General features: G+C 56.9%; 26 protein-coding genes. 14 read left to right on the forward strand and 12 right to left on the reverse strand.

Features of this window, described 5'->3' with window-relative positions:
• The first annotated feature begins 260 nt into the window (after positions 1-260).
• From ACR0L3_RS00415 to ACR0L3_RS00440, 6 genes are all read left to right on the forward strand, one after another.
• Complete coding sequence (locus ACR0L3_RS00415) at positions 261-821, forward strand: F0F1 ATP synthase subunit delta (RefSeq protein ID WP_480742785.1); 561 nt, start codon at positions 261-263, stop codon at positions 819-821.
• Positions 822-2360, forward strand: a complete 1539-nt coding sequence (gene atpA / locus ACR0L3_RS00420; protein ID WP_480742787.1) for a F0F1 ATP synthase subunit alpha — start codon at positions 822-824, stop codon at positions 2358-2360.
• Between the two features lie 15 nt (positions 2361-2375).
• On the forward strand, positions 2376-3251 hold the full coding sequence (locus tag ACR0L3_RS00425; RefSeq protein ID WP_480742788.1) for a F0F1 ATP synthase subunit gamma: 876 nt from the start codon (positions 2376-2378) through the stop codon (positions 3249-3251).
• Between the two features lie 20 nt (positions 3252-3271).
• Positions 3272-4696, forward strand: coding sequence for a F0F1 ATP synthase subunit beta (gene atpD, locus ACR0L3_RS00430; protein ID WP_480742789.1), 1425 nt, complete (start codon positions 3272-3274; stop codon positions 4694-4696).
• 12 nt (positions 4697-4708) lie between these two features.
• Complete coding sequence (locus ACR0L3_RS00435; RefSeq protein ID WP_480578714.1) at positions 4709-5119, forward strand: F0F1 ATP synthase subunit epsilon; 411 nt, start codon at positions 4709-4711, stop codon at positions 5117-5119.
• Between the two features lie 116 nt (positions 5120-5235).
• Positions 5236-5586, forward strand: a complete 351-nt coding sequence (locus ACR0L3_RS00440) for an H-type lectin domain-containing protein (protein WP_480742791.1) — start codon at positions 5236-5238, stop codon at positions 5584-5586.
• A gap of 28 nt (positions 5587-5614) precedes the next feature.
• Here ACR0L3_RS00440 and rpiB read toward each other — a convergent pair whose 3' ends face one another.
• Together rpiB and ACR0L3_RS00450 are read right to left on the reverse strand one after the other, a co-directional pair.
• Positions 5615-6064 (reverse strand): ribose 5-phosphate isomerase B, encoded by a 450-nt coding sequence (gene rpiB, locus ACR0L3_RS00445; protein WP_480742793.1) that lies wholly within the window; start codon positions 6062-6064, stop codon positions 5615-5617.
• A gap of 64 nt (positions 6065-6128) precedes the next feature.
• The gene (locus ACR0L3_RS00450) at positions 6129-7148 is read right to left on the reverse strand and encodes a ribose-phosphate pyrophosphokinase (RefSeq protein WP_480742794.1); all 1020 of its coding nucleotides are present in this window, start codon (positions 7146-7148) and stop codon (positions 6129-6131) included.
• 108 nt (positions 7149-7256) lie between these two features.
• On the opposite strand from ACR0L3_RS00450, the gene ACR0L3_RS00455 reads away from it, so the two are divergent.
• Positions 7257-7862: a DsbA family protein gene (locus ACR0L3_RS00455; protein WP_480742795.1), complete on the forward strand. Its 606-nt coding sequence runs from the start codon at positions 7257-7259 to the stop codon at positions 7860-7862.
• Here the strand turns inward: ACR0L3_RS00455 and ACR0L3_RS00460 are convergent.
• From ACR0L3_RS00460 to ACR0L3_RS00495, 8 genes are all read right to left on the reverse strand, one after another.
• Positions 7859-8893, reverse strand: a complete 1035-nt coding sequence (locus tag ACR0L3_RS00460) for a threonine aldolase family protein (protein WP_480742796.1) — start codon at positions 8891-8893, stop codon at positions 7859-7861. The genes ACR0L3_RS00455 and ACR0L3_RS00460 overlap by 4 nt on opposite strands.
• Entirely contained in the window at positions 8893-9366 is a 474-nt protein-coding gene (locus ACR0L3_RS00465) for a YcgN family cysteine cluster protein (protein WP_480742797.1), read from the reverse strand. Before ACR0L3_RS00465 ends, ACR0L3_RS00460 begins: the two co-directional genes overlap by 1 nt.
• On the reverse strand, positions 9363-10295 hold the full coding sequence (locus tag ACR0L3_RS00470; protein WP_480742799.1) for a bifunctional riboflavin kinase/FAD synthetase: 933 nt from the start codon (positions 10293-10295) through the stop codon (positions 9363-9365). Before ACR0L3_RS00470 ends, ACR0L3_RS00465 begins: the two co-directional genes overlap by 4 nt.
• A gap of 298 nt (positions 10296-10593) precedes the next feature.
• Positions 10594-11037 carry a MaoC family dehydratase gene (locus ACR0L3_RS00475; RefSeq protein WP_058275996.1) on the reverse strand — a complete coding sequence of 148 codons (444 nt, stop codon included), beginning with the start codon at positions 11035-11037 and terminating at the stop codon, positions 10594-10596.
• A gap of 99 nt (positions 11038-11136) precedes the next feature.
• Positions 11137-12012: a TIGR01459 family HAD-type hydrolase gene (locus ACR0L3_RS00480; RefSeq protein ID WP_480742800.1), complete on the reverse strand. Its 876-nt coding sequence runs from the start codon at positions 12010-12012 to the stop codon at positions 11137-11139.
• 103 nt (positions 12013-12115) lie between these two features.
• The gene (locus ACR0L3_RS00485; RefSeq protein ID WP_480742802.1) at positions 12116-13192 is read right to left on the reverse strand and encodes a DUF389 domain-containing protein; all 1077 of its coding nucleotides are present in this window, start codon (positions 13190-13192) and stop codon (positions 12116-12118) included.
• A gap of 127 nt (positions 13193-13319) precedes the next feature.
• Positions 13320-14240, reverse strand: coding sequence for a manganese-dependent inorganic pyrophosphatase (locus ACR0L3_RS00490; RefSeq protein ID WP_480742804.1), 921 nt, complete (start codon positions 14238-14240; stop codon positions 13320-13322).
• Positions 14241-14350: 110 nt separating this feature from the next.
• The gene (locus ACR0L3_RS00495; RefSeq protein WP_480742805.1) at positions 14351-15331 is read right to left on the reverse strand and encodes a TraB/GumN family protein; all 981 of its coding nucleotides are present in this window, start codon (positions 15329-15331) and stop codon (positions 14351-14353) included.
• Positions 15332-15464: 133 nt separating this feature from the next.
• Between ACR0L3_RS00495 and ACR0L3_RS00500 the strand changes: the two genes are divergently transcribed.
• The 6 genes from ACR0L3_RS00500 (at position 15465) to ACR0L3_RS00525 (ending at position 21267) form a co-directional block, all read left to right on the forward strand.
• Positions 15465-16139 carry a DUF2161 domain-containing phosphodiesterase gene (locus ACR0L3_RS00500; protein ID WP_480742807.1) on the forward strand — a complete coding sequence of 225 codons (675 nt, stop codon included), beginning with the start codon at positions 15465-15467 and terminating at the stop codon, positions 16137-16139.
• A 152-nt stretch (positions 16140-16291) separates the two neighbouring features.
• Positions 16292-16579, forward strand: coding sequence for a co-chaperone GroES (groES, locus tag ACR0L3_RS00505; protein WP_170347836.1), 288 nt, complete (start codon positions 16292-16294; stop codon positions 16577-16579).
• Between the two features lie 54 nt (positions 16580-16633).
• Entirely contained in the window at positions 16634-18277 is a 1644-nt protein-coding gene (groL, locus tag ACR0L3_RS00510; protein ID WP_480742809.1) for a chaperonin GroEL, read from the forward strand.
• Positions 18278-18464: 187 nt separating this feature from the next.
• Entirely contained in the window at positions 18465-19307 is an 843-nt protein-coding gene (locus ACR0L3_RS00515) for a DMT family transporter (RefSeq protein ID WP_480742810.1), read from the forward strand.
• Between the two features lie 38 nt (positions 19308-19345).
• Positions 19346-20119 (forward strand): alpha/beta fold hydrolase, encoded by a 774-nt coding sequence (locus ACR0L3_RS00520; RefSeq protein WP_480742812.1) that lies wholly within the window; start codon positions 19346-19348, stop codon positions 20117-20119.
• Complete coding sequence (locus ACR0L3_RS00525; protein WP_480742813.1) at positions 20116-21267, forward strand: alpha-D-ribose 1-methylphosphonate 5-triphosphate diphosphatase; 1152 nt, start codon at positions 20116-20118, stop codon at positions 21265-21267. Before ACR0L3_RS00520 ends, ACR0L3_RS00525 begins: the two co-directional genes overlap by 4 nt.
• 1 nt (position 21268) lies before the next feature.
• On the opposite strand, the gene ACR0L3_RS00530 is transcribed toward ACR0L3_RS00525, so the two are convergent.
• On the reverse strand, positions 21269-22336 hold the full coding sequence (locus tag ACR0L3_RS00530; protein ID WP_480742815.1) for a 5-(carboxyamino)imidazole ribonucleotide synthase: 1068 nt from the start codon (positions 22334-22336) through the stop codon (positions 21269-21271).
• Positions 22329-22817, reverse strand: coding sequence for a 5-(carboxyamino)imidazole ribonucleotide mutase (purE, locus tag ACR0L3_RS00535; RefSeq protein WP_480742817.1), 489 nt, complete (start codon positions 22815-22817; stop codon positions 22329-22331). Before purE ends, ACR0L3_RS00530 begins: the two co-directional genes overlap by 8 nt.
• Before the next feature lie 159 nt (positions 22818-22976).
• On the opposite strand from purE, the gene ACR0L3_RS00540 reads away from it, so the two are divergent.
• Positions 22977-24362, forward strand: a complete 1386-nt coding sequence (locus ACR0L3_RS00540) for an FAD-binding oxidoreductase (RefSeq protein WP_480742819.1) — start codon at positions 22977-22979, stop codon at positions 24360-24362.
• Positions 24363-24422: the final 60 nt, after the last annotated feature.

The raw sequence follows: 24422 nt of genomic DNA on the forward strand, positions 1-24422 counted from the left end.
CACAGGAATCGCAAAAACCTACACTTTGGTAACATTTTTCTCGCGTGCCAACCGGATAAAAGGGTCGCACCTTGTCTAACTATCTGAAAAATAACATTTTGTGGATAAAGTGCTTGCCGTGATAATATATTGCTAGGTTGGTTCGGCTCTGCTACATCCCCGGTGATTTTGATCCCCGCCCTTCATGGACGGGGTTTCCTCACGCCCCAAGGTAGCGGCCGCTACTCAAAATCGGGGCCTCAAATATCGGAAGGGTGGACGTGTCCGAACCAGCTTCGATTTCCACAGGCATCGCTGAGCGCTATGCCACGGCAATCTTTGAGATTGCAAAAGAGAACAACGACCTTGCAGGTCTGGAATCCGGCATCAATGACTTGGCAGCAGCTTTGGCCGAAAGCGCTGAGTTGCGCGACCTGATTGCCTCGCCCTTGGTTTCCCGCGCGGAACAAGAAGGCGCGATTACCGCTGTCGCGGACAAGATGGGTCTGCACACCATCCTGCGCAATACGCTGGGTCTGATGGCCGAAAAGCGCCGCCTGTTTGTTATCCCGCAGCTTGTACAGGTTTTGCGCGACATGCTGGCTGACGAGCGTGGCGAAGTGACCGCAGATGTCGCCTCAGCCAAGGCGCTGACCAAGACTCAAATGGATAAACTGTCCAAAACGCTGTCCGAGCGTGTGGGCAAGACCGTGACAATCAATGCGACCGTTGATGAAAGCCTCATCGGCGGTCTTGTCGTTAAAGTGGGCTCGAAGATGATCGATAGCTCGATCCGTTCGAAGCTCAACTCCCTACAGAATGCAATGAAAGAGGTCGGATAAATGGGAATCCAAGCTGCAGAGATTTCTGCAATCCTGAAGGACCAGATCAAGAATTTTGGTCAGGAAGCCGAAGTGGCCGAGATCGGCCGCGTGCTGAGTGTCGGTGACGGGATTGCCCGTGTATACGGCCTGGACAACGTGCAAGCGGGTGAGATGGTCGAGTTCCCCGGTGGCATCATGGGCATGGCGCTGAACCTGGAAAGCGACAACGTCGGTGTTGTTATCTTCGGTTCTGACCGTGACATCAAAGAAGGTGACACTGTTAAGCGCACGAACTCGATCGTGGACGTTCCGATCGGTGACGAGCTGCTTGGCCGTGTTGTTGACGGTTTGGGCAACCCGCTGGACGGCAAAGGCCCGATCAACGCTACCAAGCGTGGTGTTGCAGACGTTAAAGCGCCGGGCATCATCCCGCGTAAATCGGTGCACGAGCCGATGGCAACCGGCCTGAAATCGGTTGACGCGATGATCCCGATCGGCCGTGGCCAGCGTGAGCTGATCATTGGTGACCGTCAGACCGGTAAAACTGCCGTTGCTCTGGACGCGATCCTGAACCAGAAAGTTTACAACGACGCAGCAGGCGACGACGAGTCGAAGAAACTGTACTGCATCTACGTTGCGATCGGTCAAAAGCGTTCGACCGTTGCGCAGCTGGTTAAGAAACTGGAAGAATCCGGTGCGATTGATTATTCGATCGTTGTGGCCGCAACCGCGTCTGACCCGGCACCGATGCAGTTCCTGGCACCTTATTCGGCGACCGCGATGGCTGAATACTTCCGTGACAATGGCCGCCACGCGCTGATCATCTATGATGACTTGTCGAAGCAGGCTGTTTCGTATCGTCAGATGTCCCTGCTGCTACGTCGTCCGCCCGGACGTGAAGCTTACCCAGGTGACGTTTTCTACCTCCACTCCCGTCTACTGGAACGTTCGGCGAAGCTGAATGAGGACTTCGGTGCGGGCTCGCTGACTGCTCTGCCGGTTATCGAAACTCAGGGTGGTGACGTTTCGGCGTTTATTCCGACCAACGTGATTTCGATCACCGACGGCCAGATCTTCCTTGAGACCGAACTGTTCTACCAAGGTATCCGTCCTGCTGTGAACACCGGTCTGTCGGTTTCGCGTGTGGGCTCTTCGGCTCAGACCAACTCGATGAAGTCGGTTGCCGGTCCAGTTAAACTGGAACTGGCTCAGTACCGCGAAATGGCTGCGTTTGCGCAGTTCGGTTCCGACCTCGACGCCGCGACCCAGCAACTGCTGAACCGTGGTGCACGCCTGACCGAGCTGATGAAACAGCCGCAGTACTCGCCTCTGACCAACGCCGAAATCGTTTGCGTCATCTTCGCGGGTACCAACGGTTACCTCGACAAGATCGACGTAGCGGACGTTGGCCGTTACGAAGCTGGCCTGCTGGCGCACCTGCGTGGCAAGCACGCGGATCTGCTTCAGTGGATCACGGACGAAGATCCCAAGATCAAGGGTGACGCTTCCGACAAGATCAAGGCTGCGCTGGACGAATACGCCGCAACCTTCGCTTAAGGGAGAGGCGGGCATATGCCAAATCTTAAGGACCTTAAAAACAGGATCGAGTCGGTCAAATCGACCCGCAAGATCACCAAGGCCATGCAGATGGTCGCGGCTGCAAAATTGCGCCGCGCCCAGGAATCTGCCGAAGCCTCGCGTCCCTATGCCGAGCGGTTCAATGCCGTGATGGCGGGGCTGGCGGCTTCGGTCGGGGGCAGCGACAGCGCCCCCAAGCTGCTCCGTGGTACGGGCAGTGATGATGTCCATCTGCTGGTTGTCATGACAGCTGAACGCGGCCTCTGCGGCGGCTTCAACTCGAACATCGCCAAGCTGGCCCGTGTCAAAGCGGAAGAGCTGCGCCTGAAAGGCAAGACGGTCAAGGTTTTGACTGTCGGCAAGAAAGGCCGTGACGCGCTGAAGCGTGATTTTGGCGATCTGTTCGTTGGACATATCGACCTGAGCGAGGTCAAGCGTATCGGTTACACCAACGCGCAAGGCATTGCGAAGGACGTCCTGTCCCGCTTTGATGGGGGCGAGTTCGACGTTGCCACGATCTTCTACTCGAAGTTCGTCAACGTTGTGACCCAGATCCCAACGGCGCAGCAAGTCATCCCCGCCTCGTTCGAGGAAACCGAAGGTGACGACAGCGGTGCAGTATTCGATTACGAGCCCAGCGAAGAGGCCATCCTGGCCGACCTGCTGCCCAAGGGGGTTGCGACTGCGATCTTCTCGGCTCTGCTCGAAAACGGAGCGTCTGAACAGGGTGCACGGATGTCCGCGATGGACAACGCGACACGCAACGCGGGTGAAATGATCGACAAGCTGACGATCCAGTTCAACCGCTCGCGTCAGGCCGTGATCACCAACGAGCTGATTGAAATTATTTCCGGCGCCGAAGCGCTGTAGAGACATACCGGAGACGAAACATGGCGAATGCAAAAGGCAAAGTCACACAGATCATCGGGGCCGTCGTCGACGTGCACTTCGAAGATCAGCTGCCTGAAATTCTGAACGCGCTGGAAACCACCAACAACGGCAAGCGCCTGGTGTTGGAAGTTGCTCAGCACCTGGGTGAAAACACCGTCCGTACAATCGCGATGGACGCGACCGAAGGTCTGGTCCGTGGCGAGGCAGTCACCGACACCGGCGCACCGATCTCGGTTCCGGTTGGTAACGCGACCCTGGGCCGTATCTTGAACGTTGTCGGTGAACCCATCGACGAAAAAGGTGAAGTTGCAGCAACCGAAACCCGCGCGATCCACCAGCCCGCACCTGCGTTCGACGAACAGTCGACCGAGTCGGAGATCCTGGTCACTGGCATCAAGGTTGTTGACCTGCTGGCCCCCTACGCCAAAGGCGGTAAGATCGGCCTGTTCGGCGGTGCCGGCGTTGGTAAAACCGTTCTGATCATGGAACTGATCAACAACATCGCAAAAGTACACTCGGGCTTCTCGGTGTTTGCGGGTGTTGGTGAACGGACCCGTGAAGGGAACGACCTGTACCACGAGATGATCGAATCGAACGTTATTAAGCCGGACAACCTGTCGGAATCGCAGGTGGCCCTGGTCTACGGTCAGATGAACGAACCTCCGGGAGCCCGTGCACGTGTTGCTCTGACCGGCCTGACCTTGGCCGAGCAGTTCCGCGACCAGTCCGGTACTGACGTTCTGTTCTTCGTCGACAACATCTTCCGCTTTACGCAGGCGGGCTCCGAGGTTTCGGCTCTGCTGGGTCGTATTCCTTCGGCGGTGGGCTACCAGCCGACGCTGGCCACCGACATGGGCGCGCTGCAGGAACGCATCACCTCGACCAAGTCGGGTTCGATCACCTCGGTTCAGGCGATCTACGTGCCTGCGGACGACCTTACTGACCCTGCGCCGGCAACCTCGTTTGCGCACTTGGACGCGACCACCGTTCTTAACCGTGCGATTTCGGAAAAGGGTATCTACCCGGCCGTTGACCCGCTCGACTCGACCTCGCGTCTGCTCGACCCGGCCATCGTTGGCGACGAGCACTACAAGGTTGCGACCGACGTTCAGCAGATCCTCCAGCGCTACAAGTCGCTGCAGGACATCATCGCCATCCTTGGCATGGACGAACTGTCGGAAGAAGACAAACTGACCGTGGCACGTGCCCGTAAGATTGAACGCTTCCTGTCGCAGCCGTTCGACGTGGCCGAAGTCTTCACCGGCTCGCCGGGCGTTCAGGTTCCTCTGGACGTGACCATCTCGTCGTTCAAAGCCGTTGTGGCTGGCGAATACGATCACCTGCCCGAAGCGGCCTTCCTGATGGTTGGCGGCATCGAAGAAGTGATCGCCAAAGCGGAAAAGATGGCCGCAGAAGCCGCCTAAGGAGTATCCCTGATGGCAAACACGATGCAATTCGACCTCGTCAGCCCCGAGCGGAGCCTTGCTTCGCTCAGCGCGACGGCGGTCCAGATTCCCGGCGCGGACGGGGACATGACGGCAATGCCCGACCATGCCCCCACAATTACCACGCTGCGCCCGGGCATCCTGAAGGTCGAGGCACCCGAGGGGTCCAGCGAATACCTGGTCACCGGTGGGTTTGCTCAGATCAATGGCGATGGCCTGTCGGTTTTGGCCGAAAAGGCCATTCCGGTTGCCGAAGTGACCCGGTCGCATCTGGACGACCTGATCGCCGAGGCCCGGGCCTCGCATGAGGCAGCCAAGGCAGGCGATGATCAAACCATCGTCGACGATGCTGCCAAGTTGCTGGCCGACATGGAAGCCCTTGGGACGCATATGAGCCTGTAAGGCTCGAACAATGCTAAGCAATAGAAACGGCTCCGCCTAAGCGGGGCCGTTTTTTTGTCGTGATTTTGCTGGGGACGCAAGATAAGTGTAAGGGATAAATAGACAAAGATATCCGAATGAAGACATTTCGAACCCACCCAATTGGCATTGACCAAGGCGAGGCAGTGCTATTTTCCGATTTCGCTGATGGCGGTGATATGTGGACTGGCGAAGGGCCGCGAGAACGGCGTACAGCCGTCACTTTCAGCCAACCCTTCCGGTCGGTGCCTGTGGTTCAGATCGGCGTGTCTTTGTGGGATGTAGACACGTCTTCGGCACTTCGCGCCGAAGTGACTGCTGACGACATCACAGCCGAAGGTTTCATAGCAATCTTTCGAACCTGGTCCGACACACGCATTGCTCGGATCCGGGTTAACTGGACAGCCATTGGTGAGATTGCGCACGAGGATGACTGGAACATTTCTTAGCGCGCCTTTCGTGGCGCGTTAAAAAGCGTCAGCCTTCCTGTGGCTCGATCATATCCACGCGCGTCGCGTGGCGGCCGCCTTCGAACTCAGCACTCAGGAATGCATCGACGATATCCAATGCCGTTCCTTCACCCACGACCCGTGCGCCGATGGACAGCATATTGGCGTTGTTGTGCTGACGGATCATCCGAGCTGAGAACGTGTCCGAGCACACACCACAGCGGATGCCAGGCACTTTGTTTGCTGCCATCATGATGCCCTGACCGGTGCCGCACAGAACGATCCCAAGCTCACAATCACCCGAGGTCACAGCCTCTGCCGCGGCTTTGCCATGCAAGGGGTAGTGCGTGCTTTCGGGTGTGGTGGGGCCGATATCGACCACATCCCAACCCTGCGCGGCGACGTGGTTGGCTACGGCCTGACGCAGCTCAATGGCTGCGTGGTCGCTGGAAAGGACAATGCGTTTAGTAGAAGTCACGGAAAGGTCCTGCCTTTGAGTTTGTATACATAACAAGGGCGACCCATTAGGTCGCCCATTGTAGTTAATCCATTTGGTACATGGATTCGTAGATTGGGGTCAGGGTCTTATCCTCGAACAGGGACGACACGCTGGTGCCATTCCAGATATTAAGGATTGCCTGAGTAAAGATCGGAGCGGTTGGCACGATCCGAATGTTCTTGGCTTTATTGATCTCGGGCGTCGGCTGGATCGTGTCTGTCAGTACCAGAGATTTCATCACCGAATTGACCACACGTTCGACCGCAGGCCCGCTCATGACGCCGTGCGTGATGTAAGAGTGGACCTCTTTCGCGCCGTTGTCCATCAGCACCTCAGCCGCTTTGCACAACGTTCCGGCCGTGTCGCACATGTCGTCGACGATCAGGCAGATCTTGTCCTTAACGTCGCCGATCACGGTCATCTCAGCCACTTCACCGGCCTTTTCGCGGCGTTTGTCTACGATCGACAGAGGGGCATTGATCCGCTTGGCCAGCTCACGTGCCCGGGCCACGCCGCCAACGTCGGGTGAGACGACCATAATCTCGTCCAAGCTGCCCTTGAACTGGTTTTTCACATCCAGCGCAAAGATCGGTGAGGCATAGAGGTTGTCCACCGGAATATCGAAAAACCCCTGAATCTGCGCGGCGTGCAGGTCCATGGTTAGAACCCGCTCGATCCCAGCGCCGGTTAACATGTTGGCAACCAGCTTGGCGGAAATCGGCGTGCGGGCCTTGGTGCGGCGGTCCTGACGGGCATAGCCGAAATACGGGATTACTGCTGTGATCCGCTGCGCCGAGGAGCGGCGCAGTGCATCGGCAATGATCAGCAACTCCATCAGGTTGTCATTTGCCGGGTTCGAAGTTGGTTGGACGATGAACATATCCTCGCCGCGAACGTTTTCGAAGACTTCAACAAAAATCTCACCGTCGTTGAAGCGTTCGACGCGTGCATCGACCAGGCCCTGGTCAACGCCTCGGTACAGGCTCATGCGGCGTGAGATGGATTCGGCAAGAGGAAGATTAGCGTTCCCAGCGATTAGCTTGGGTTCGTTGAGTGTCGGCATCGGCTGAGGTCCCCGGGCAGCAATGGCAAATGTGACAGATTCGTGATGTTGACACCGCTTAGCATGGCCTTACCGTGCAGCAAAGGTAACGCAGCGGAGAAAGTGCAGATGGCCACCATTGACTACTTTTTTGCGACAATCTCGCCATACACGTATTTGGCAGGTAACCGGCTTGAGGAGATTGCCGCAAAGCATGGTGCGACTATCAACTACAAGCCGCTGGACATCGTGTCGCTGTTTGGACGCACAGGTGGAACACCGCCGAAGGATCGCCACAAATCGCGGGTTGAATACAGGGCGCAGGAACTGCTGCGCCAGTCGAAGAAACTTGGTAAGGCGTTCAATTTGCAACCGGCGCATTGGCCGACTAATGCTGCTCCGTCCTCATACGCAGTGATCGCCGCAATGAAGGATGATTCAGGGAACGTCGGCGAGTTGGTGCAATCTCTGCTGCGCGCTTGCTGGGCCGAGGAAAAGGACGTTGCGCAGGACGATGTGATCCGCGATTGCTTGTCGCAAGCCGGGTTTGATCCGAACCTGGCCGATAGTGGCTTGCTGGTCGGGGCCGAGACATATGCCGCAAATCTGGAAGAGGCCGTCGACCGTGGCGTTTTCGGCGCGCCCTTCTATATAACCGAAGACGATCAGAGGTTCTGGGGGCAGGATCGTCTGGATGACCTGGACCAACACCTTACCGATATGAAAAGTCTTTAGAGTAGGGCTAGGAACCGGTCGATATCTTCCGCGCTGATCGACCAGTCGCAGACAAGGCGGCAGGCGAGGGGTTCTTCGTCATTTGCTCCCTCCAATTCAGCGCCCCAAAGGTGGTAGACAGCACCGGCCTCATGCAGTTGCTTGTGCCTGGCGCGGGAAATCTGGGCAAAGATCATATTGGCTTGGGGTTCGTGCAGGAACGATGCACCATTGGCCCGCAATCCGTCGGCCAGCCGCGCGCAGTTTGCGTTGGCCTTTCGGGCCAATTTCAGCCACAGGTCGTCCTTCAAATAGGCCGCCATCTGAGCTGACAGATAGCGGTGTTTCGAAAACAGATGCGCGCCGCGTTTACGCCGCAGCTCAAATTCCCAGGCCTTGGACTCGTCGAAGAACACAACCGCCTCGACGCCCATCAGCCCATTCTTGGTGCCGCCAAAGCTGACGGCATCCACACCCGATTTCCATGTCATCTCAGCCGGCGAGCAATTCAACGCGACCAGAGCATTGGTAAACCGCGCGCCGTCCAGATGCACCGGCAGCCCGTATTCTTTGGCGACACCACACAGTGCTTGTAGTTCTGCCAATGAATATACAGATCCGCGCTCGGTTACTTGGGTGATCGATACCGGTCCGCGCTGAGGGCCATGCACGCCGCGCGTTTCCTCGGCCAAAATTGAGCGGCGCAAGGCCTCTGGCTCCATTTTGTCGCTGCCGGGTACCAAAGTCAGCTTGGCACCGCTGTAGAATTCCGGCGAGTTGCACTCATCCTCGTGGATATGGGCTGTGGGTGAGCAGAACACTGTATCCCACGGGTTCGCGAGCGTCGCCAGTGCCAGCACGTTAGCCGCTGTACCTGTCGCAACCAGATACACCGCCGCGCCCGGAGCTTCGAAGATGCCGCGAATGCGATCCCGCACCTCGTTCATCACGGTGTCGGCCCCATAAGCCATCTGATAACCTTGATTGGCTTCGTTCAACGCGGCCATGACGTCAGGGTGTACCGGACCGGAATTGTCAGAAGCGAAGTACATCAGTTGGGCTCCTCAATAATATAGTCTTCCCACTCTTCCATGGGGGTTTCAAACTCGGACACTGTGCGCCCTTTTACGGAAACACCGGCGGCGTGCACGCTGTCCGGCGTACCAGATATCAAAGGGTGCCAGTCGTAAAGAGGTTTCCCTTCCCACAGCAGCCGATATGCGCAGGTCTGCGGCATCCAATAGGCGTGATCGTCGATGTTGTCGGGCGTCATTACGATACATTCCGGAACGAACTGATGGCGGATGTCGTATTGCGTACAGCGGCAGCTTTCATCGTCCAACAAGCGGCAGGCGACGCAGGTGAGGGCGACTTCGCCCGTGTCTTCGTCCTCTAGCTTATTCAGGCAGCATTTGCCGCAACCGTCGCACAGTGCCTCCCACTCTCGCTGGTTCATCTTGGTCAGCAGTTTCCGCTCCCAGAACCGAGGGGCAAGGCCGTTGCGATCTATGGGATCAGAGGTCATAGCGCGGCCAGCAGGGTGCGGGCCTTATCGCAATCGGCGTCCATCTGCGCGATCAGGCCATCCAGCCCGTCAAAAGTCATTTCCGGGCGCAGATACTCAACCAGCCCGACTGAAAGGGTCGCGCCATAAAGATCGCCGGAGAAATCGAAAAGGAAGGTTTCGATATTAGGTACTTCTCCGCTGAACATCGGCCGTACACCAACCGAGGCCGCACCGTGATAGCTGCCTTGATACGGCCCGTCCAATACATCGACCAGGACTGCGTACACGCCAAATTTCGGAGGATGCAGGCCTTCGATTGACATATTTGCAGTGGGAAAACCCAGCTCGCGACCACGCTGCTCGCCGCCAATCACTTCACCTTCGATCCGGTGCCAATGACCCAGCATCGCTGCTGCATCTCGGGGGCGGCCTTCGGTCAACGCCGTTCGGATCGCAGTTGACGAGACTACATGCTCGGACCGTTCCATCAGCGGCGCGATGGTAACGTCAAAGCCCATTTCCTGCCCGAAGCGGACCATGTCATCCGCAGTGCCAATGCGGCCTTTTCCGAAACAGAAATCAGCGCCAACCACCACGTGCGATAAATTTAGTCCGTCGCAGATGACGTTGCGCGCGAATTCTTCGGGTGTAAGCCCAGCAAGGGCAGCATTGAACGGCAGTTCGTAAAGCTTCTGAACACCAAGCTTCTGTAGCCGGTGCGCGCGCGCATTGCCACGCATCAGGCGAAAGGGTGGGGCATCTGGGGCGAAATACTCACGCGGGTGCGGTTCGAAGGTTAGAACCCCCAAGGGCGCTTCCGGATCGGCACGACGTGCGAGTTCGATCACCGATTGGTGGCCGACGTGAACGCCGTCAAAATTCCCGATCGCCACACTGGCGCCGCGGTCTTCAGGCTCGGTGAATTGAAAATCTCGGATGATGCGCATAGCGACTGCCTAGCGGCACTAGAGAGCAGGTTCAAGCATCTGATTGCTGGGAAAGGTCATCCACAAAACACGAGGCTCTAGCCAAGTTGGTAGTGTCTAACAATTTGCTCGCGGAAAGGTGAGCCAATAGGGTCTTTTGCGCCTTGGGTTCGCAGTGGGTTAAGAAAATTGATTAGGACCCGGTCGTCGTCAGCGGTTTCGACGGGGGAAGCGTTGGGTGGGGTGCGCGCAGAACCTCGCACCCCTGCCATTAAAGTAAAGGGCGTCAGCGCAACGCCCTTTGTCCTAATGCTTGAAATCAGTCGAACTTGCGCGACGGGGCCAGAACCATCGCCTCGCCGACCAGTACCTTCTTACCATCCACGGCGCAGTGGCAATCCAGTTTGACGCGGCGCTTGGCAAAGTCGATGTCGATCACTTTGACCTCGGCATAGACCATGTCGCCGGGGCGTACAGGGGCCAGGAACTTCAAGGACTGGCCCATGTAAACGGTACCGTGACCTGGCAGCTGTTCGCCAATCACGGCCGAGATCAGACCCGCGGTCAGCATCCCATGCGCAATACGGCCTTCAAAGATCGTGTCACGAGCATAGTCATCATCCAGGTGGACTGGATTCCGGTCAGTCGAAACCTGCGCGAACATTTCGATGTCTTCGTCCGTCACCACTTTGCGCAGATGACGGGTCATGCCCATTTCAATGTCCTCAATACAGATCGTGCCGCGCGGAAGATTGTCCAACATGTCGCCCTCACAGATTTCTGTGGGCAACAAAACAATCAATGTTGCCCGTGTTCGGCAACTTTATTACTTCGCAGTCGCAGAAAATCAAGTCTTTTCTGCTTACCTTAAACGGCCGATCGTAAAGGTTGGGTTTATATTTTCCCTTGCAATATAATCGGTTAGAGATTCGTGGTGTGGGTGGTGCTCAGTTTTTGTCTCGGCTGCGGCTAATCCGCCCGATATAAACAGAGAATCAATCCCCTCTCCCATGCCACCCAAAATGTCGGTATGCGGGCCGTCGCCGATCACCAGAATGTCGCCATCTGGTATGTCTTGGCCCAACTCTTGCAGCCTACGGCGCGCAAGATCGTAGATTGGCGGATGTGGTTTCCCGAAATAAAGGCTCTCACCTCCCATCTCGGTATAAAGCTTCGCCAGTGCCCCCGCGCACCATTCCCGAACCTCGCCACGGTCAACAACGATATCTGGATTCGCGCAGAGCAGCTTCATGCCCTTCTGTTTGGCATAGAGGAACTCCGGGCGGTTAACCGACGGGTCCGCCATCGGATCAAACGGGCCGCAGCAGACGATGCCTTCGGCTTCGTCCAAGGGTACACGTTCAATATGGATGGGGTGGTGCAGTATTTTTAGAGGTTCAAAGAAACCCGCGTCGCGTTGCCATTCGCCCATGAAATACACTTTGTGCCCGACAGCACCCCGGAACATTGCAGACCGTGCTGAATCTCCGCTTGTGGCGATGGTGTCATAGGCATCAGCGGGCACGTTGAATTGCTCCAACTGCACGGCCACGCCTGCGCGGGGTTTAGGAGAGTTCGTAACCAGCACCACAATCCCGCCTTTTGCGCGGTATTCCTGCAGGGCAGCGACGGCTTCGGGGAAGGCGGTGATGCCGTTGTGGACGCAACCCCAAAGGTCAACAAACAGAGCCTTGTATCGGTCAGAGACTTCGGAAAGGGCGTGGATGATCTGGGTCATTGAATGCCTCGGGCATAAATAATCTGAAGGTGCGCCAGCTATCGCAAAGCTGGAGCATTTTGACCATCCCGCAATTCGGATAGCCGTTGCAATTCGCCGCTTGTCAGTCCTCTTCAGTGATCTTGTCCACGTCCGGCGCTTGTTGGACAGCCTCGGTGCCCAGAATAACTTGTGCGCCGATCCGGTTCTGGAAACGAACGACGACCAAGTAACCCGGTCCCAACTCGTCTTGCAGAACGTCGACCAAGGGTGTTTCACTTAAGCTATCCGGCAACAGACCCGCGATTGACGACACTTTATAAGCTGCTTCAATCGGAAGATCGACAATCAGCCAAATATCGGCGTGTTTCCGTTTGGCATTGACGTCGACGCGGATGATCTCGACCGAGACGGGATCTGCCCACTCACGTATAGTTTGGGCAAGCTGTGCTTCGGTTCTTGTTTCCAGATATCGGTTATAGGTGGACTTGCCCAATTGAAGAACAACAAGGGCCAGAAAAGCCAACGTCACGACCACACTGGCTGTGAAATTCAATTTCCGGCGTCCTTTGCTGAACACCACCGAGCGAGCCGCGTACACAATGTAGACAGCACAGGCAGATAAGATAATTGCGCCCAGGTTTGTGGCGAACAGCAGCCCCGCCTCATAGGCTTCGGCCGGTTCACCAAAATAAAGCAGGACCCCTGAGGCTGACAAAGGAGGAACCAGCGACACGCCGATGGCCGCACCGGGCAACAGGCTGGCTTCGGAGCGGTTGATCTGCACATATGCCCCAGCCACACCCGCAGCTAAGGCCACGATCAGGTCCTCGGTTCCGGGATCGGTTCTGGCTAAGATCTGATCGGGGATTAGAATGCCGCGCGGAACGTCAGCCACGTATACAAGGCACCAAGCGAGCAGAACGCATAAAACTGCCGATCCGCAGACAATCAAGGCGAGTTTGAACGCACGACCCAACCAACCCATGACCATCGAGGCCGCTACACCCAAAATGGGCGTCATCAGCGGGGCCACCAGCATTGCGGCGATAACCACTGCTCCGGAGTTGCGCAACATTCCCATAGTGGCAATCACCACGGACAAAGTCAGCAACATGGCAAAGCGACGCCAATAGGCTGCTTTGTCGTTGCCTTCGAACCGCAGGATGCTGCGTGTAGTGCTTAACTTGCGCGTACTCATACGTTGGATTTGATCCGGCACCTCTTGTTCAAGCCAGAGTAGCAACGGAAACGGTTCCCGCAAATCCCCACCAACAATGAAAAAAGGCGCCCATTATGGACGCCTTTTCATTGGGGTGTTCCGAAAGTCAGACTTTGAGGTTCGGAATGATCTGCTTTTTGCGGCTCATGATGCCTGGCAGGACCACGGCGTCGCCGTCAACCAATGCGCCAAAGCTTTTCTCTGCTACGCCTTTGACCAGATCGTTGGGCACCAGCAGGGTGGCTTCTTCGTTCAGGATGTCGACCACGAACAGCAGAACCTGATCAACACCGTCTTCCTTGGCGACGTCGACCATGGAACCCGCCAAGCTGGCCTTGCGGTCCAGCACCACGCCCGGCGCGGTGGTTTCCAAAACCGAAACACGGAACTTGGTGCCGTCGACTTCGTATTCTTTGCTGTCCATGCGGATCAACTCTGCGTCCGAGAAGGACGAGACGTCCGATTTCGCCGCGAACATGTCGGCGGCGTATGCTGAGACGTCCAAACCCAAATCGGCGGCCAGTTTCTCAGCCACTGCGCGGTCATGCGCGGTGGTGGTGGGCGAGCGGAATTCCAGCGTGTCTGACAGGATGCAGGTCAGCGCCGCGCCTTTGATGGCTTCGGGCATTTTGGCCGCGTCATCACCCATCAGGTCGACCATGATCGTCGCGGTGCAGGCCAGCGGGCGCACTGTGATGTCGATCGGGCCTTTGGTTTCCAGACCGCCAACCAGCTTGTGGTGGTCGATGATGGCGCGGATGTCGGCGCTGTTGACGCTGGCAGGCAGCTCGGCCGGGTTGTTGGTGTCTACGATGACAACCGGTGCGTCGGCTTCGACGTCGTCAATGATGCGCGGTTTGGGCAGGTCCCAGCGCTGCAACATGAAGGCGGCTTCTGTGTTAGGCTCGCCCAGCAGTACAGGCTCAGCCTGTTCGCCTTTGACTTCGTTCAGGTACCAGGACCACAAGATCGGAGAGCCTGTGGAGTCGGTGTCGGGGGATTTGTGACCAAATACAAGGGTTGTCATGTCAGCGTCCTGAGGAATGGAAATTTGCGCGCCTTATAGGGCGCTCTGTCGGGGTTGTCACCCGGCAGTGGTCAAGCTGCGACGGTTGGTCTGATATTATGTGTGCGTGGTCAGAAGGGGGCGCGGGTCAGAGTGTACCCGGCCTGTTGCAATTGGTTCAAAAGCCCATGCTCTCCTCCCAAGTGTCCGGCACCTACCGCGATGACCGCGGTCTGGTCTTGGATGCCCAGAATGTGCTCCATCCAATTGTTATTCCGGCCAACAAGAAGCTGCTGTTCGAACCCGCTCCATTCCTCATCGAAAACCTCTGGCGAAAGACCTGAGGCGTCGCGCCCTTGTATGCGAGCCAGTTGAATGACTTCGCCATGCTGTTCTTCGATATAGGCGTTGGTTAGTGTTGCAAGCTGATCTTCGTTGCCACCAAGAGCATCGGCCATTCGCACAAGGGACTGCACTTGTTTATCGATTGGGTGGCTGTCGAACATGGCCATCAGATCTTCAATCTCTTCAAGCGAGTATTGCGGAATGCCGTGTTCTTCGGCCAGATCGGTCAAGCGGGCGTCCATCCCATGTTTGGCGGTGGGGTCTTGCATCATGCAAGGTGGAACACCCAGTGTCATACTAAGGAACCACGGGCGCATTTTGGCGGCCATCCAACTAGGAATCCCGCGCTCGGCCAGCCCGGCGGAAAGTGCAGTCCAGTCTTCTTCTGACATCATGTCTATTAACGTTGGCCCAGAGGTGATCAGAATGGGGCTGGGGTCGCTGGCCAATCTCTTTTCAAAGTCAGTTAACTTTTCTTCGGTGACTTCGAAGAAAAATGCATCAGCTTGGCTGAGTGTCGGCGTTAGGCGTTCGACCACAGCATCCATGCGCATGTCGTTACTGTGAAGGGTTCCGATTAGGTGCAGAACGGTGTCACCCTTGGCGGCGATCCAGTGATTGCCTTCGGGAAATGGGGTTTCTGCCAAGGCCTCTTTGATTTCGGCCTGTATATCGGCGGTTAATTCCTGCCTCAGATCGCGCCCTTCGCAGGCCGCGTAGGCGCCAATTGGCAGCAACAAGGTAATGAAAAGCGACAACAAACGCATTGGGGCCATCCAGAGCTCGGTAATGATGATTTATCTGACCTTGCCGTGGTCAAAGACTTGGTTCAAGCGACTTGCCGCTTCGTTTGGTTTTTCTGTGTCTGGCATTCCACAGCAAATCGCCTAGCATGCGGTCATGGAGCGAGAACAAGATCTTTATCCCCCCATCAAAACGCTGCTAGAGCGTCAAGGTTACACCGTAAAAGGCGAAGTTGGCGCGGCCGATGTCGTCGGCGTTCGCGACGGAGACGAGCCGGTGATCGTTGAGCTAAAGCTGAGGTTCTCGCTGGCTTTGTTCCATCAGGCAGTCACGCGGCTTAGGGTGACGGATCAAGTTTATATCGGAGTGTGCAAGCCCAAAGGTCGAACGGCACGACGGGCACTGAAGGATAATCTCGCCTTGTGCAGGCGTCTGGGCCTGGGGTTGATCACCGTGCGTGCAGATGGCGTGGTTGAGGTTCAGTGCGATCCCGGTCCCTATGCTCCCCGCAAGAACAAAATCAAAGCCGCGCGTTTGCTGCGTGAGTTTGAGCGACTGGAGGGTGACCCGAACGCGGGCGGCGCCACGCGACATGGAATCGTCACTGCGTACCGTCAGGACGCTTTGAGGTGCGCGGCGCATTTGGCTGAGCATGGTGCGACCAAAGGATCGGAGGTGGCGAAGGCCGCTGGTGTTCCGACAGCCACGCGTTTGATGCGCGAAAATCACTATGGTTGGTTCAACAAGGTTGAAAAGGGCGTATACGCCCTGACAAAGGCCGGGCAGGAGGGCCTTAAACACTGGGCTTATAGTTGGGAAACGGCCAGCTGAAGTTTGTTGCTAAAAAAACCATCACAACTTGTTGACTCGGGGTTTCAGACTCCCTAGCTATTCGTCGTTGTCACTCGCAAGGGTCGAGTGCTAACGCCCCGCCAGTCGGCGAGGGGAGGATAAACAAACTTTGAGCCCAAGGAGCTGCAAAGATGGCATTGAAACCGCTTCATGACCGCGTGCTGGTTCGCCGTACCGAAAGCGAAGAGAAGACCGCAGGCGGCCTGATCATTCCTGATAGCGCAAAAGAAAAGCCCAGCGAAGGCGAAGTCGTTGCAACAGGCGAAGGCGCTCGCAAGGACAGCGGCGAACTGATCGCAATGGCTGTTAAATCTGGTGACAAGATCCTGTTCGGCAAGTGGTCGGGCACCGAGGTTCAGGTCAACGGCGAAGAGCTGCTGATGATGAAAGAAAGCGACATCATGGGGATCATCGAATAAGCCCGCGCGCTTCTCTGATCTTCATCTCAATATATTTTCTCGAGGAGAAACGACATGGCTGCAAAGGACGTCAAGTTTGACACCGATGCCCGTAACCGCATGCTGGCTGGCGTAAATGTTCTGGCCGATGCTGTTAAAGTGACCCTGGGCCCCAAAGGCCGCAACGTGGTTCTGGACAAATCCTTCGGCGCGCCGCGCATCACCAAAGACGGTGTATCGGTTGCCAAGGAAATCGAACTGGAAGACAAGTTCGAAAACATGGGCGCGCAGATGGTGAAAGAAGTCGCCAGCCGCACCAACGACGAAGCCGGTGACGGCACCACCACCGCAACTGTTCTGGCTCAAGCGATCGTTCGCGAAGGTCTGAAACAGGTTGCAGCGGGCCTGAACCCGATGGACCTGAAGCGCGGCATCGACCTAGCAACTGCCAAGGTTGTTGAAGGCATCAAGTCCGCTTCGCGCGAAGTCAAAGACTCGGCCGAAGTTGCTCAGGTTGGCACCATCTCGGCCAACGGCGAAGCTGAAATCGGCCAGCAGATCGCAGACGCGATGCAGAAGGTTGGCAACGAAGGCGTCATCACCGTCGAAGAAAACAAAGGTCTGGAAACCGAGACCGATGTTGTCGAAGGTATGCAGTTCGACCGTGGCTACCTGTCGCCTTACTTCGTCACCAACGCAGACAAGATGATTGCAGAGCTCGACGACTGCATGATCCTGCTGCACGAAAAGAAACTGTCCTCGCTGCAGCCGATGGTTCCGCTGCTGGAACAAGTGATCCAGTCGCAGAAGCCTCTGCTGATCATTGCCGAGGATGTTGAAGGCGAAGCGCTGGCGACCCTCGTGGTCAACAAACTGCGCGGCGGCCTGAAAATTGCTGCTGTCAAAGCACCTGGCTTCGGCGATCGCCGCAAAGCCATGCTGCAGGACATCGCAATCCTGACCGGTGGTCAGGTCATCTCCGAAGATCTGGGCATGAAGCTCGAGTCTGTCACCATGGACATGCTGGGCACCGCCAAGAAAATCGAAATCACCAAAGACGAAACCACCATCGTCGACGGTGCTGGCGAGAAAGCCGAGATCGAAGCACGTGTTGCTCAGATCCGTACCCAGATCGAAGAAACCTCGTCGGACTACGACCGTGAGAAGCTGCAAGAGCGCGTTGCCAAACTGGCAGGCGGTGTTGCTGTTATCCGCGTCGGCGGCATGACCGAAGTTGAAGTGAAAGAGCGTAAGGACCGTGTGGACGATGCTCTGAACGCAACACGCGCTGCTGTTCAGGAAGGCGTTGTTGTGGGCGGTGGTGTTGCTCTGGTTCAGGCCGGTAAAGCACTGGAATCGCTGGAAGGTGCAAACGCTGACCAGAACGCCGGTATCAACATTGTTCGCAAAGCCATCGAAGCGCCGCTGCGCCAGATCGCTGAGAACGCGGGTGTTGACGGTGCAGTTGTTGCTGGCAAAGTCCGTGAATCCGCTGACGCAGCATTTGGCTTCAACGCGCAGACCGAAGAATATGGCGACATGTTCTCGTTCGGTGTCATCGACCCGGCCAAAGTTGTCCGTACCGCTCTGGAAGATGCGGCATCGGTTGCTGGTCTGCTGGTCACCACCGAAGCGATGGTTGCAGATCGTCCGGCCAAAGAAGGCGCGGCACCTGCAGGCGGCATGCCCGACATGGGCGGCATGGGCGGCATGATGTAAGCAAGTCGAATTCGCGCTGCGAATTCTGACGACCCCGACAGGCGCTTGGCCGAAAGGCTAAGCTGCCGAGAGGGACCGCCAAGTAGCTTAGGAACGGGGTCGCCTTCGGGCGGCCCCGTTTCGTTATGCTGACAGCCAAGCAGGAAAGTGAGTGTGCAAACGTCCTCAATGTCGCTATGCGGTTGATATGCGTTTGTTTCTTCTCAGCTCGTTGACGATGTGCGCATTTGCGGCGAATTCGATCCTGAATCGTTTGGCCATCGACAGCGGCGCCAGCGATCCTGCGGGTTTTGCGGTTGTTCGTGTTCTGACTGGGGCTGCGGTGCTGACCGGTTTGGTCTGGTTAAGGGCCGGGCATTTGCCACTGCGCAACCGGCGCAGGGTTGCCGGAGCAGGAGCGCTTGCGCTTTACATGATCGGCTTTTCGGTTGCTTATCTGACGTTGGATGCTGGATTGGGCGCTCTGATCCTGTTTGGGGTGGTGCAGGTTACGATGTTTGCAGTGACTTCGGTGACAGGCAACAAGCCAACCGTTCGTCAGTTGGCCGGTGCTGCGATTGCGCTGGCAGGGTTGGGCTATGTGCTATGGCCTTCGGGCGCAGTGCAGGTCGACCTGACCGGCGCGGTTTTCATGGCCGCTGCCGGGATTGGTTGGGGGATTTATTCATTGGTGGGACGATCTGAGCCTGACGCGCTGGCCGGAACTGCCGCCAATTTCGTCGTCGCGCTGCCGGTAACCACGCTGGTTCTTCTGGCGACCGGAGCGGATTGGCAAATGACGGGGATCGGCTACATGCTAGCTGCGATTTCCGGTGGCATAACGTCCGGCATGGGGTATGCACTCTGGTATCGAGTGCTGCTGCAACTTGCCTCCACAACTGCGGCTGTGGTGCAACTGAGCGTGCCGATTATTGCTATCCTTGGTGGTGTTTTGCTGTTGGGTGAGACTGCCAACATGCGCCTGATCCTCGGGACGTTTCTGGTGTTGGGCGGAATCGCACTGGCTGTCCTGCGCCTGAAGTCGCGCTAGGGGTTTTATCGCGCTCGGTTAGGCCTTATCTGGCGATCATGAGATATCTGCTAGCCCTCTTTTTGTTCGTTGTTCCCGCAGTGGTCCATGCAAAATGCGTGGTGCTATTGCATGGGCTGGCACGGACAGAGGCGTCCTTTGCAGTTATGGAACAGTTATTCCAAGCACATGGGTACACAGTGGTGCGACCGGGATATCCGTCGACTGACCTGCCGATCCCAGAACTGGCCAATCAGACGCTTCCGGATGCTTTTGCGGAATGTGGCGATGACACGGTGAACGTGGTGGCGCATTCGATGGGCGGTATTTTGTTGCGCTATTGGTTGCAGGATCATCACCCGGAAAATCTGGGCCGTGTCGTCATGCTCGGGCCCCCAAACCAGGGCAGTCAACTCGTGGATGAACTTGGTGCTTATGAGGTTTTTGGTATGTTGCACGGACCGGCTGGTCTTGCGCTGGGCACCGGTCCCGAGGGCATACCGCGAAAATTGCCCCCCGTAGATTTCCAATTGGGTGTGATCGCAGGTGAGAACTCTTTGAACCCATTGTTTTCGTCAATGATTGACGGCCGGGATGATGGCAAGGTGTCAGTCGAGACCACAAAGGTCGAGGGTATGGCGGACCACATCGTTCTGCCAGTGACCCACACTTTCATGATGAACAATCCTCGGGTGATGGCGCAGGCCTTGCATTTCATCGAATTTGGACAATTCGATCCGAAAATCACTTGGGTGGATGGGGTGATGGATATCATCGACGAAATCTGTATTGGGCAGGATTGCTCGGAACCAGCGTCGGAGCCATCACAGTGACCGCATTGAATTTGACCTTGACCGGTGCAGAGGTGCTGTTGCCGGATCAAGGGATGACATCCGCCGAATTGCATCTGGCTGATGGCGTCATTCAACCGGATCAAACTGGACGATCGGTGGACTTGTCTGGCTATCTCGTTCTGCCTGGTATCATTGATCTGCATGGCGATGGGTTCGAACGACACATCGCGCCACGCCGTGGCGCTATGAAGCAGATGGAGGAGGGCATCCTCTCGGTCGAAGCCGAACTTGCTGCGAATGGTATCACCACTGCCGTGCTTGCCCAGTTCCACAGCTGGGAGGGCGGCGTCCGAGGGCCGGAATTTGCAGGGCAGGTATTTGACGCCATCGCCTCGGTCAAAGATCGTGTTGTCACTGATCTGATGCCTCAATTGCGGTTCGAAACGCATATGCTGGACGACTACGCGGACCTGCCACAGCGGATTGCCGAATGGCAGGTGCCCTATATCGTGTTCAACGACCACTTGCCGCACGACCGATTGGCAGAAGGGCGTAAGCCACCGCGTTTAACAGGTCAGGCTTTGAAGGCTGGGCGGAACCCGGACGTACATTTTGAGATGCTTCAGTCTATGCACGCGCGCAGCGCCGAAGTTCCGGCCGCATTGGATAACCTTTGCGCAGTGTTGGCAGAGCAGGGTGTTCGAATGGGCAGCCACGACGACGCCACCGCCCAGACACGCGCTGATTGGCGCGCGCGGGGGGCCCAGATAGCTGAATTTCCAGAAACACTCGAAGCCGCTGAGGCCGCCCGCGCAGCCGGAGATCACGTTATTCTGGGGTCACCCAACGTGGTGCGCGGTGGATCGCATAAGGGCAATGCCAGCGCGCTGGATCTCATCGCGATGGGGTATTGTGATGCGCTGGCTTCGGATTACCACTATCCCAGCCCGCGACGGGCCGCGCTGATGTTGGCCAAGTCTGGTTTGGTCGACATGGCTGGGGCGTGGGCCTTGGTGTCATCTGGCCCGGCCCGCGTCCTTGGCCTGCACGATCGCGGCACGCTGGCCTCTGGTCTACGTGCCGATCTGGTTATTCTTGACGCTGAAACGCATCGTGTTGCCGCCACGCTGGCTGGCGGGCGCGTCAGCTACATGGCCGGCGAAATCGCAGCGCGGTTCTTCTGCTGACTTAGCGGGAAACCCGGTTGAAGTGCCCCATTTTCCGGCCAGCTTTGACCTCGGCCTTGCCGTATAGGTGCAGGGCCACGTCGCGTTCCTGCGCCAGTTCAGGGACGCGGTCCATATCGGCACCGATGAGGTTCTCCATCACTACATCCGAATGGCGCTGTCCATCGCCCAAAGGCCATCCCGCCACGGCACGGATATGCTGTTCAAATTGATCAACCGCGCAGCCATTCTGCGTCCAATGGCCCGAGTTGTGCACTCTTGGTGCTATTTCGTTCACGATTAGACCGTTTGGTGTTACGAACAGCTCGACCCCCATGACCCCGACATAGTCCAGCGCGTTTAAGATGTTTGCCGCCAAGAGAACCGCATCGGTGCGCTGTGCCGGACGCAGGCGGGCCGGAACAGTGGTTGTGTGTAGGATGCCGTCACGATGAACATTCTCGCCAGGATCGAAACAGGCGACCTGGCCATCTACACCACGGGCTGCGATGATTGAGACCTCATGGGTGAACTCGACGAACCCTTCCAGGATCGCGGGCGCACCAGCCATGTCGGCCAGCGCGGTTTCGGCATCCTCGGGAGTGCGCAGCCGCGCTTGCCCCTTGCCGTCATAGCCAAAGCGACGTGTTTTCAAGATGGCTGGTGTGCCTATCTGTTGAATTGCGTCTTTCAGGCTGTCCAAATCGGTGATGTCGGCAAAAGGAGCCGTGTTCAGACCCAGACCCTGCAAAAAGTTCTTTTCTGTCAGACGATCCTGACTGACGCGCAACGCCTCGCGACCCGGGCGGATCGGGCGATGAGCCTCAAGAATGTCCAGTGCTTCGGTTGGGATATTCTCAAACTCATAAGTTATGACATCGACCGACTCGGCGAAGGCTTTCAACGCATCGGTATCGTCGTAAGCCGCAGTAGTCACACGATCAGCTACCTGCCCTGCAGGCGGGTTGGCACCGGGCTCGTAGATATGGGTTATGAACCCCAGACGGGCAGCAGCAACAGATAGCATTCGACCCAACTGGCCACCGCCCAGAATTCCGATTTTAGCGCCGGGTTGCAGTGCATCACTCATCGACAGGCTCCTCGGGGATCGAAGCTGACAGAGCATCACGCCATGCGTCTAGCCGCTGGGCCAGAGCGTCGTCCTGCAAGGCTAAAATACCGGCGGCCATCAGACCCGCGTTGGCGCCACCGGCTGATCCAATAGCCATGGTCGCCACAGGGAAACCCTTGGGCATCTGTACGATAGAATACAGCGAGTCGACGCCCGACAGCGCACGCGTCTGCACAGGCACGCCGATCACCGGCACCCGCGTTTTTGAAGCCATCATACCGGGCAGGTGTGCGGCCCCTCCAGCCCCAGCAATAATCACATTCAGTCCACGAGAGGCGGCGGTCTTGCCGTAGTCCCACAAGCGGTCGGGGGTGCGGTGCGCCGAGACAATGCGTTTTTCATACGCAATGCCCAGTTCGTCCAGAATGTTTGCGGCTTCTTTCATCGTAGGCCAGTCCGATTGGCTGCCCATGATGATCCCCACTTTCACGTCGCTCATCCGCTTGTGTCCCTGCCTTTCGAAAGAGCGCGCACTATAGCCAAATCGGGTCCGGAGGCAATGTAGTTTGCAGACTAAGCGGCCATTTGGCGGTGTGATGAAAATATATTCAAATTCGTGTATGATTGCAGAGGGCCATAAGTCCCCGAGGAGGTACCCATGACAGCCACAGTATTGAAAGATCGGGACGGTAATTCCGTGCCGCAAGACAGTATTGAAGACTTCAGAACGCAACTTCGCGGCACGCTGATTTTGCCCGGTGACGCCGAATATGACAGTGCGCGCAGCATTTGGAACGCCTTGATCGATAAATATCCCGGCGCCATTTTGCGGTGCCACGGTACGGCAGATGTTGCTGCAGCCGCCAAATTCGCATTTGCAAATAACATTTTGGTTTCGATCCGAGGGGGCGGCCACAATGTCGGTGGGCGAGCGGTTTGTGATGACGGGCTTGTAATTGATCTGTCAAATATGCGCGCTGTGCATGTCGACCCAGACGCCCAGACCGTACGCGCGCAGGGCGGGGCACTATTGGGTGACGTAGATCGTGAAACCCACCTGCATGGCCTTGCCGTACCTTTGGGGGTCGTTTCGCAAACTGGAATTGGCGGCCTGACAACCGGAGGCGGGTTCGGTTGGCTGGCGCGCAAATATGGTCCGGCCTGCGACAACGTTATCGAAGCCGAAGTCGTCACTGCGGATGGTTCAATTAGAACAGCCAACCCAAACACAAACCCGGATCTTTTTTGGGGTATCTGTGGTGGCAGTGGAAATTTCGGAGTGGTGACGTCTTTTCTGTACAAGGCATACCCACTTTCCACCGTGCTAGGAGGCATGATTGCGTATCCGCGCGCGGCGGCTGCCGAAGTTCTTCGTGGTTACCGAGATGTCATGTCACGAGCACCGGATGAGCTAACGGCGTATGCGGGGCTGCTTTGGGGGCCGGACGGAACGCCGTTGATTGCGTTGGTGCCGTGTTGGATCGGTGACGACAAAGAAGCTGGACACCAAGCCATCAAGCCGCTGACCGAAATCGGTGAACCATTGGTTGCAGACGTGCAGGAAATGCCTTTCCCAGCCAAGCAATCCATGTTGGATGGAGCCTATGGCCCTGGCAGTCGGAACTATTGGAAGTCAGCTTATCTCAGCGCGCTGACGGATGATGCGATCGACACGATTGTTGCTCAGTCCGAAGGCATGACCATACCGGGTTCTGGTATTCTGATTGAGCATTGCGCTGGGGCAGCGAAATCCAAATCCAATGGTGACAACGCATTTGCACAACGAGGTCATGACTACTTGATCGCAATTTTACCGCTTTGGACCGACCCTGCCGATGATGCAGATCAGATCGCGTGGGCGCGTGAGATGCACGAAGCGTTGGAACCGTTTTCAACGGGTGGAACCTACCTGAATTACCTGGGGGCAGATGAGGACAGCGCTGTTGAAACGGTCTTTGGTGATAGCCTGGGCCAGTTGAAAGAGGTCAAACGGAAATACGATCCGACGAATTTCTTCAGCGCTAACGTGAACATCTCACCCTGACGTGGTTTGTGTGCTCACATCTGTTCATCCGCTTTCATCAGAGCGGGTGAACAGGAAGAC

The sequence above is a fragment of the Ruegeria sp. CK1 genome (assembly GCF_056536545.1).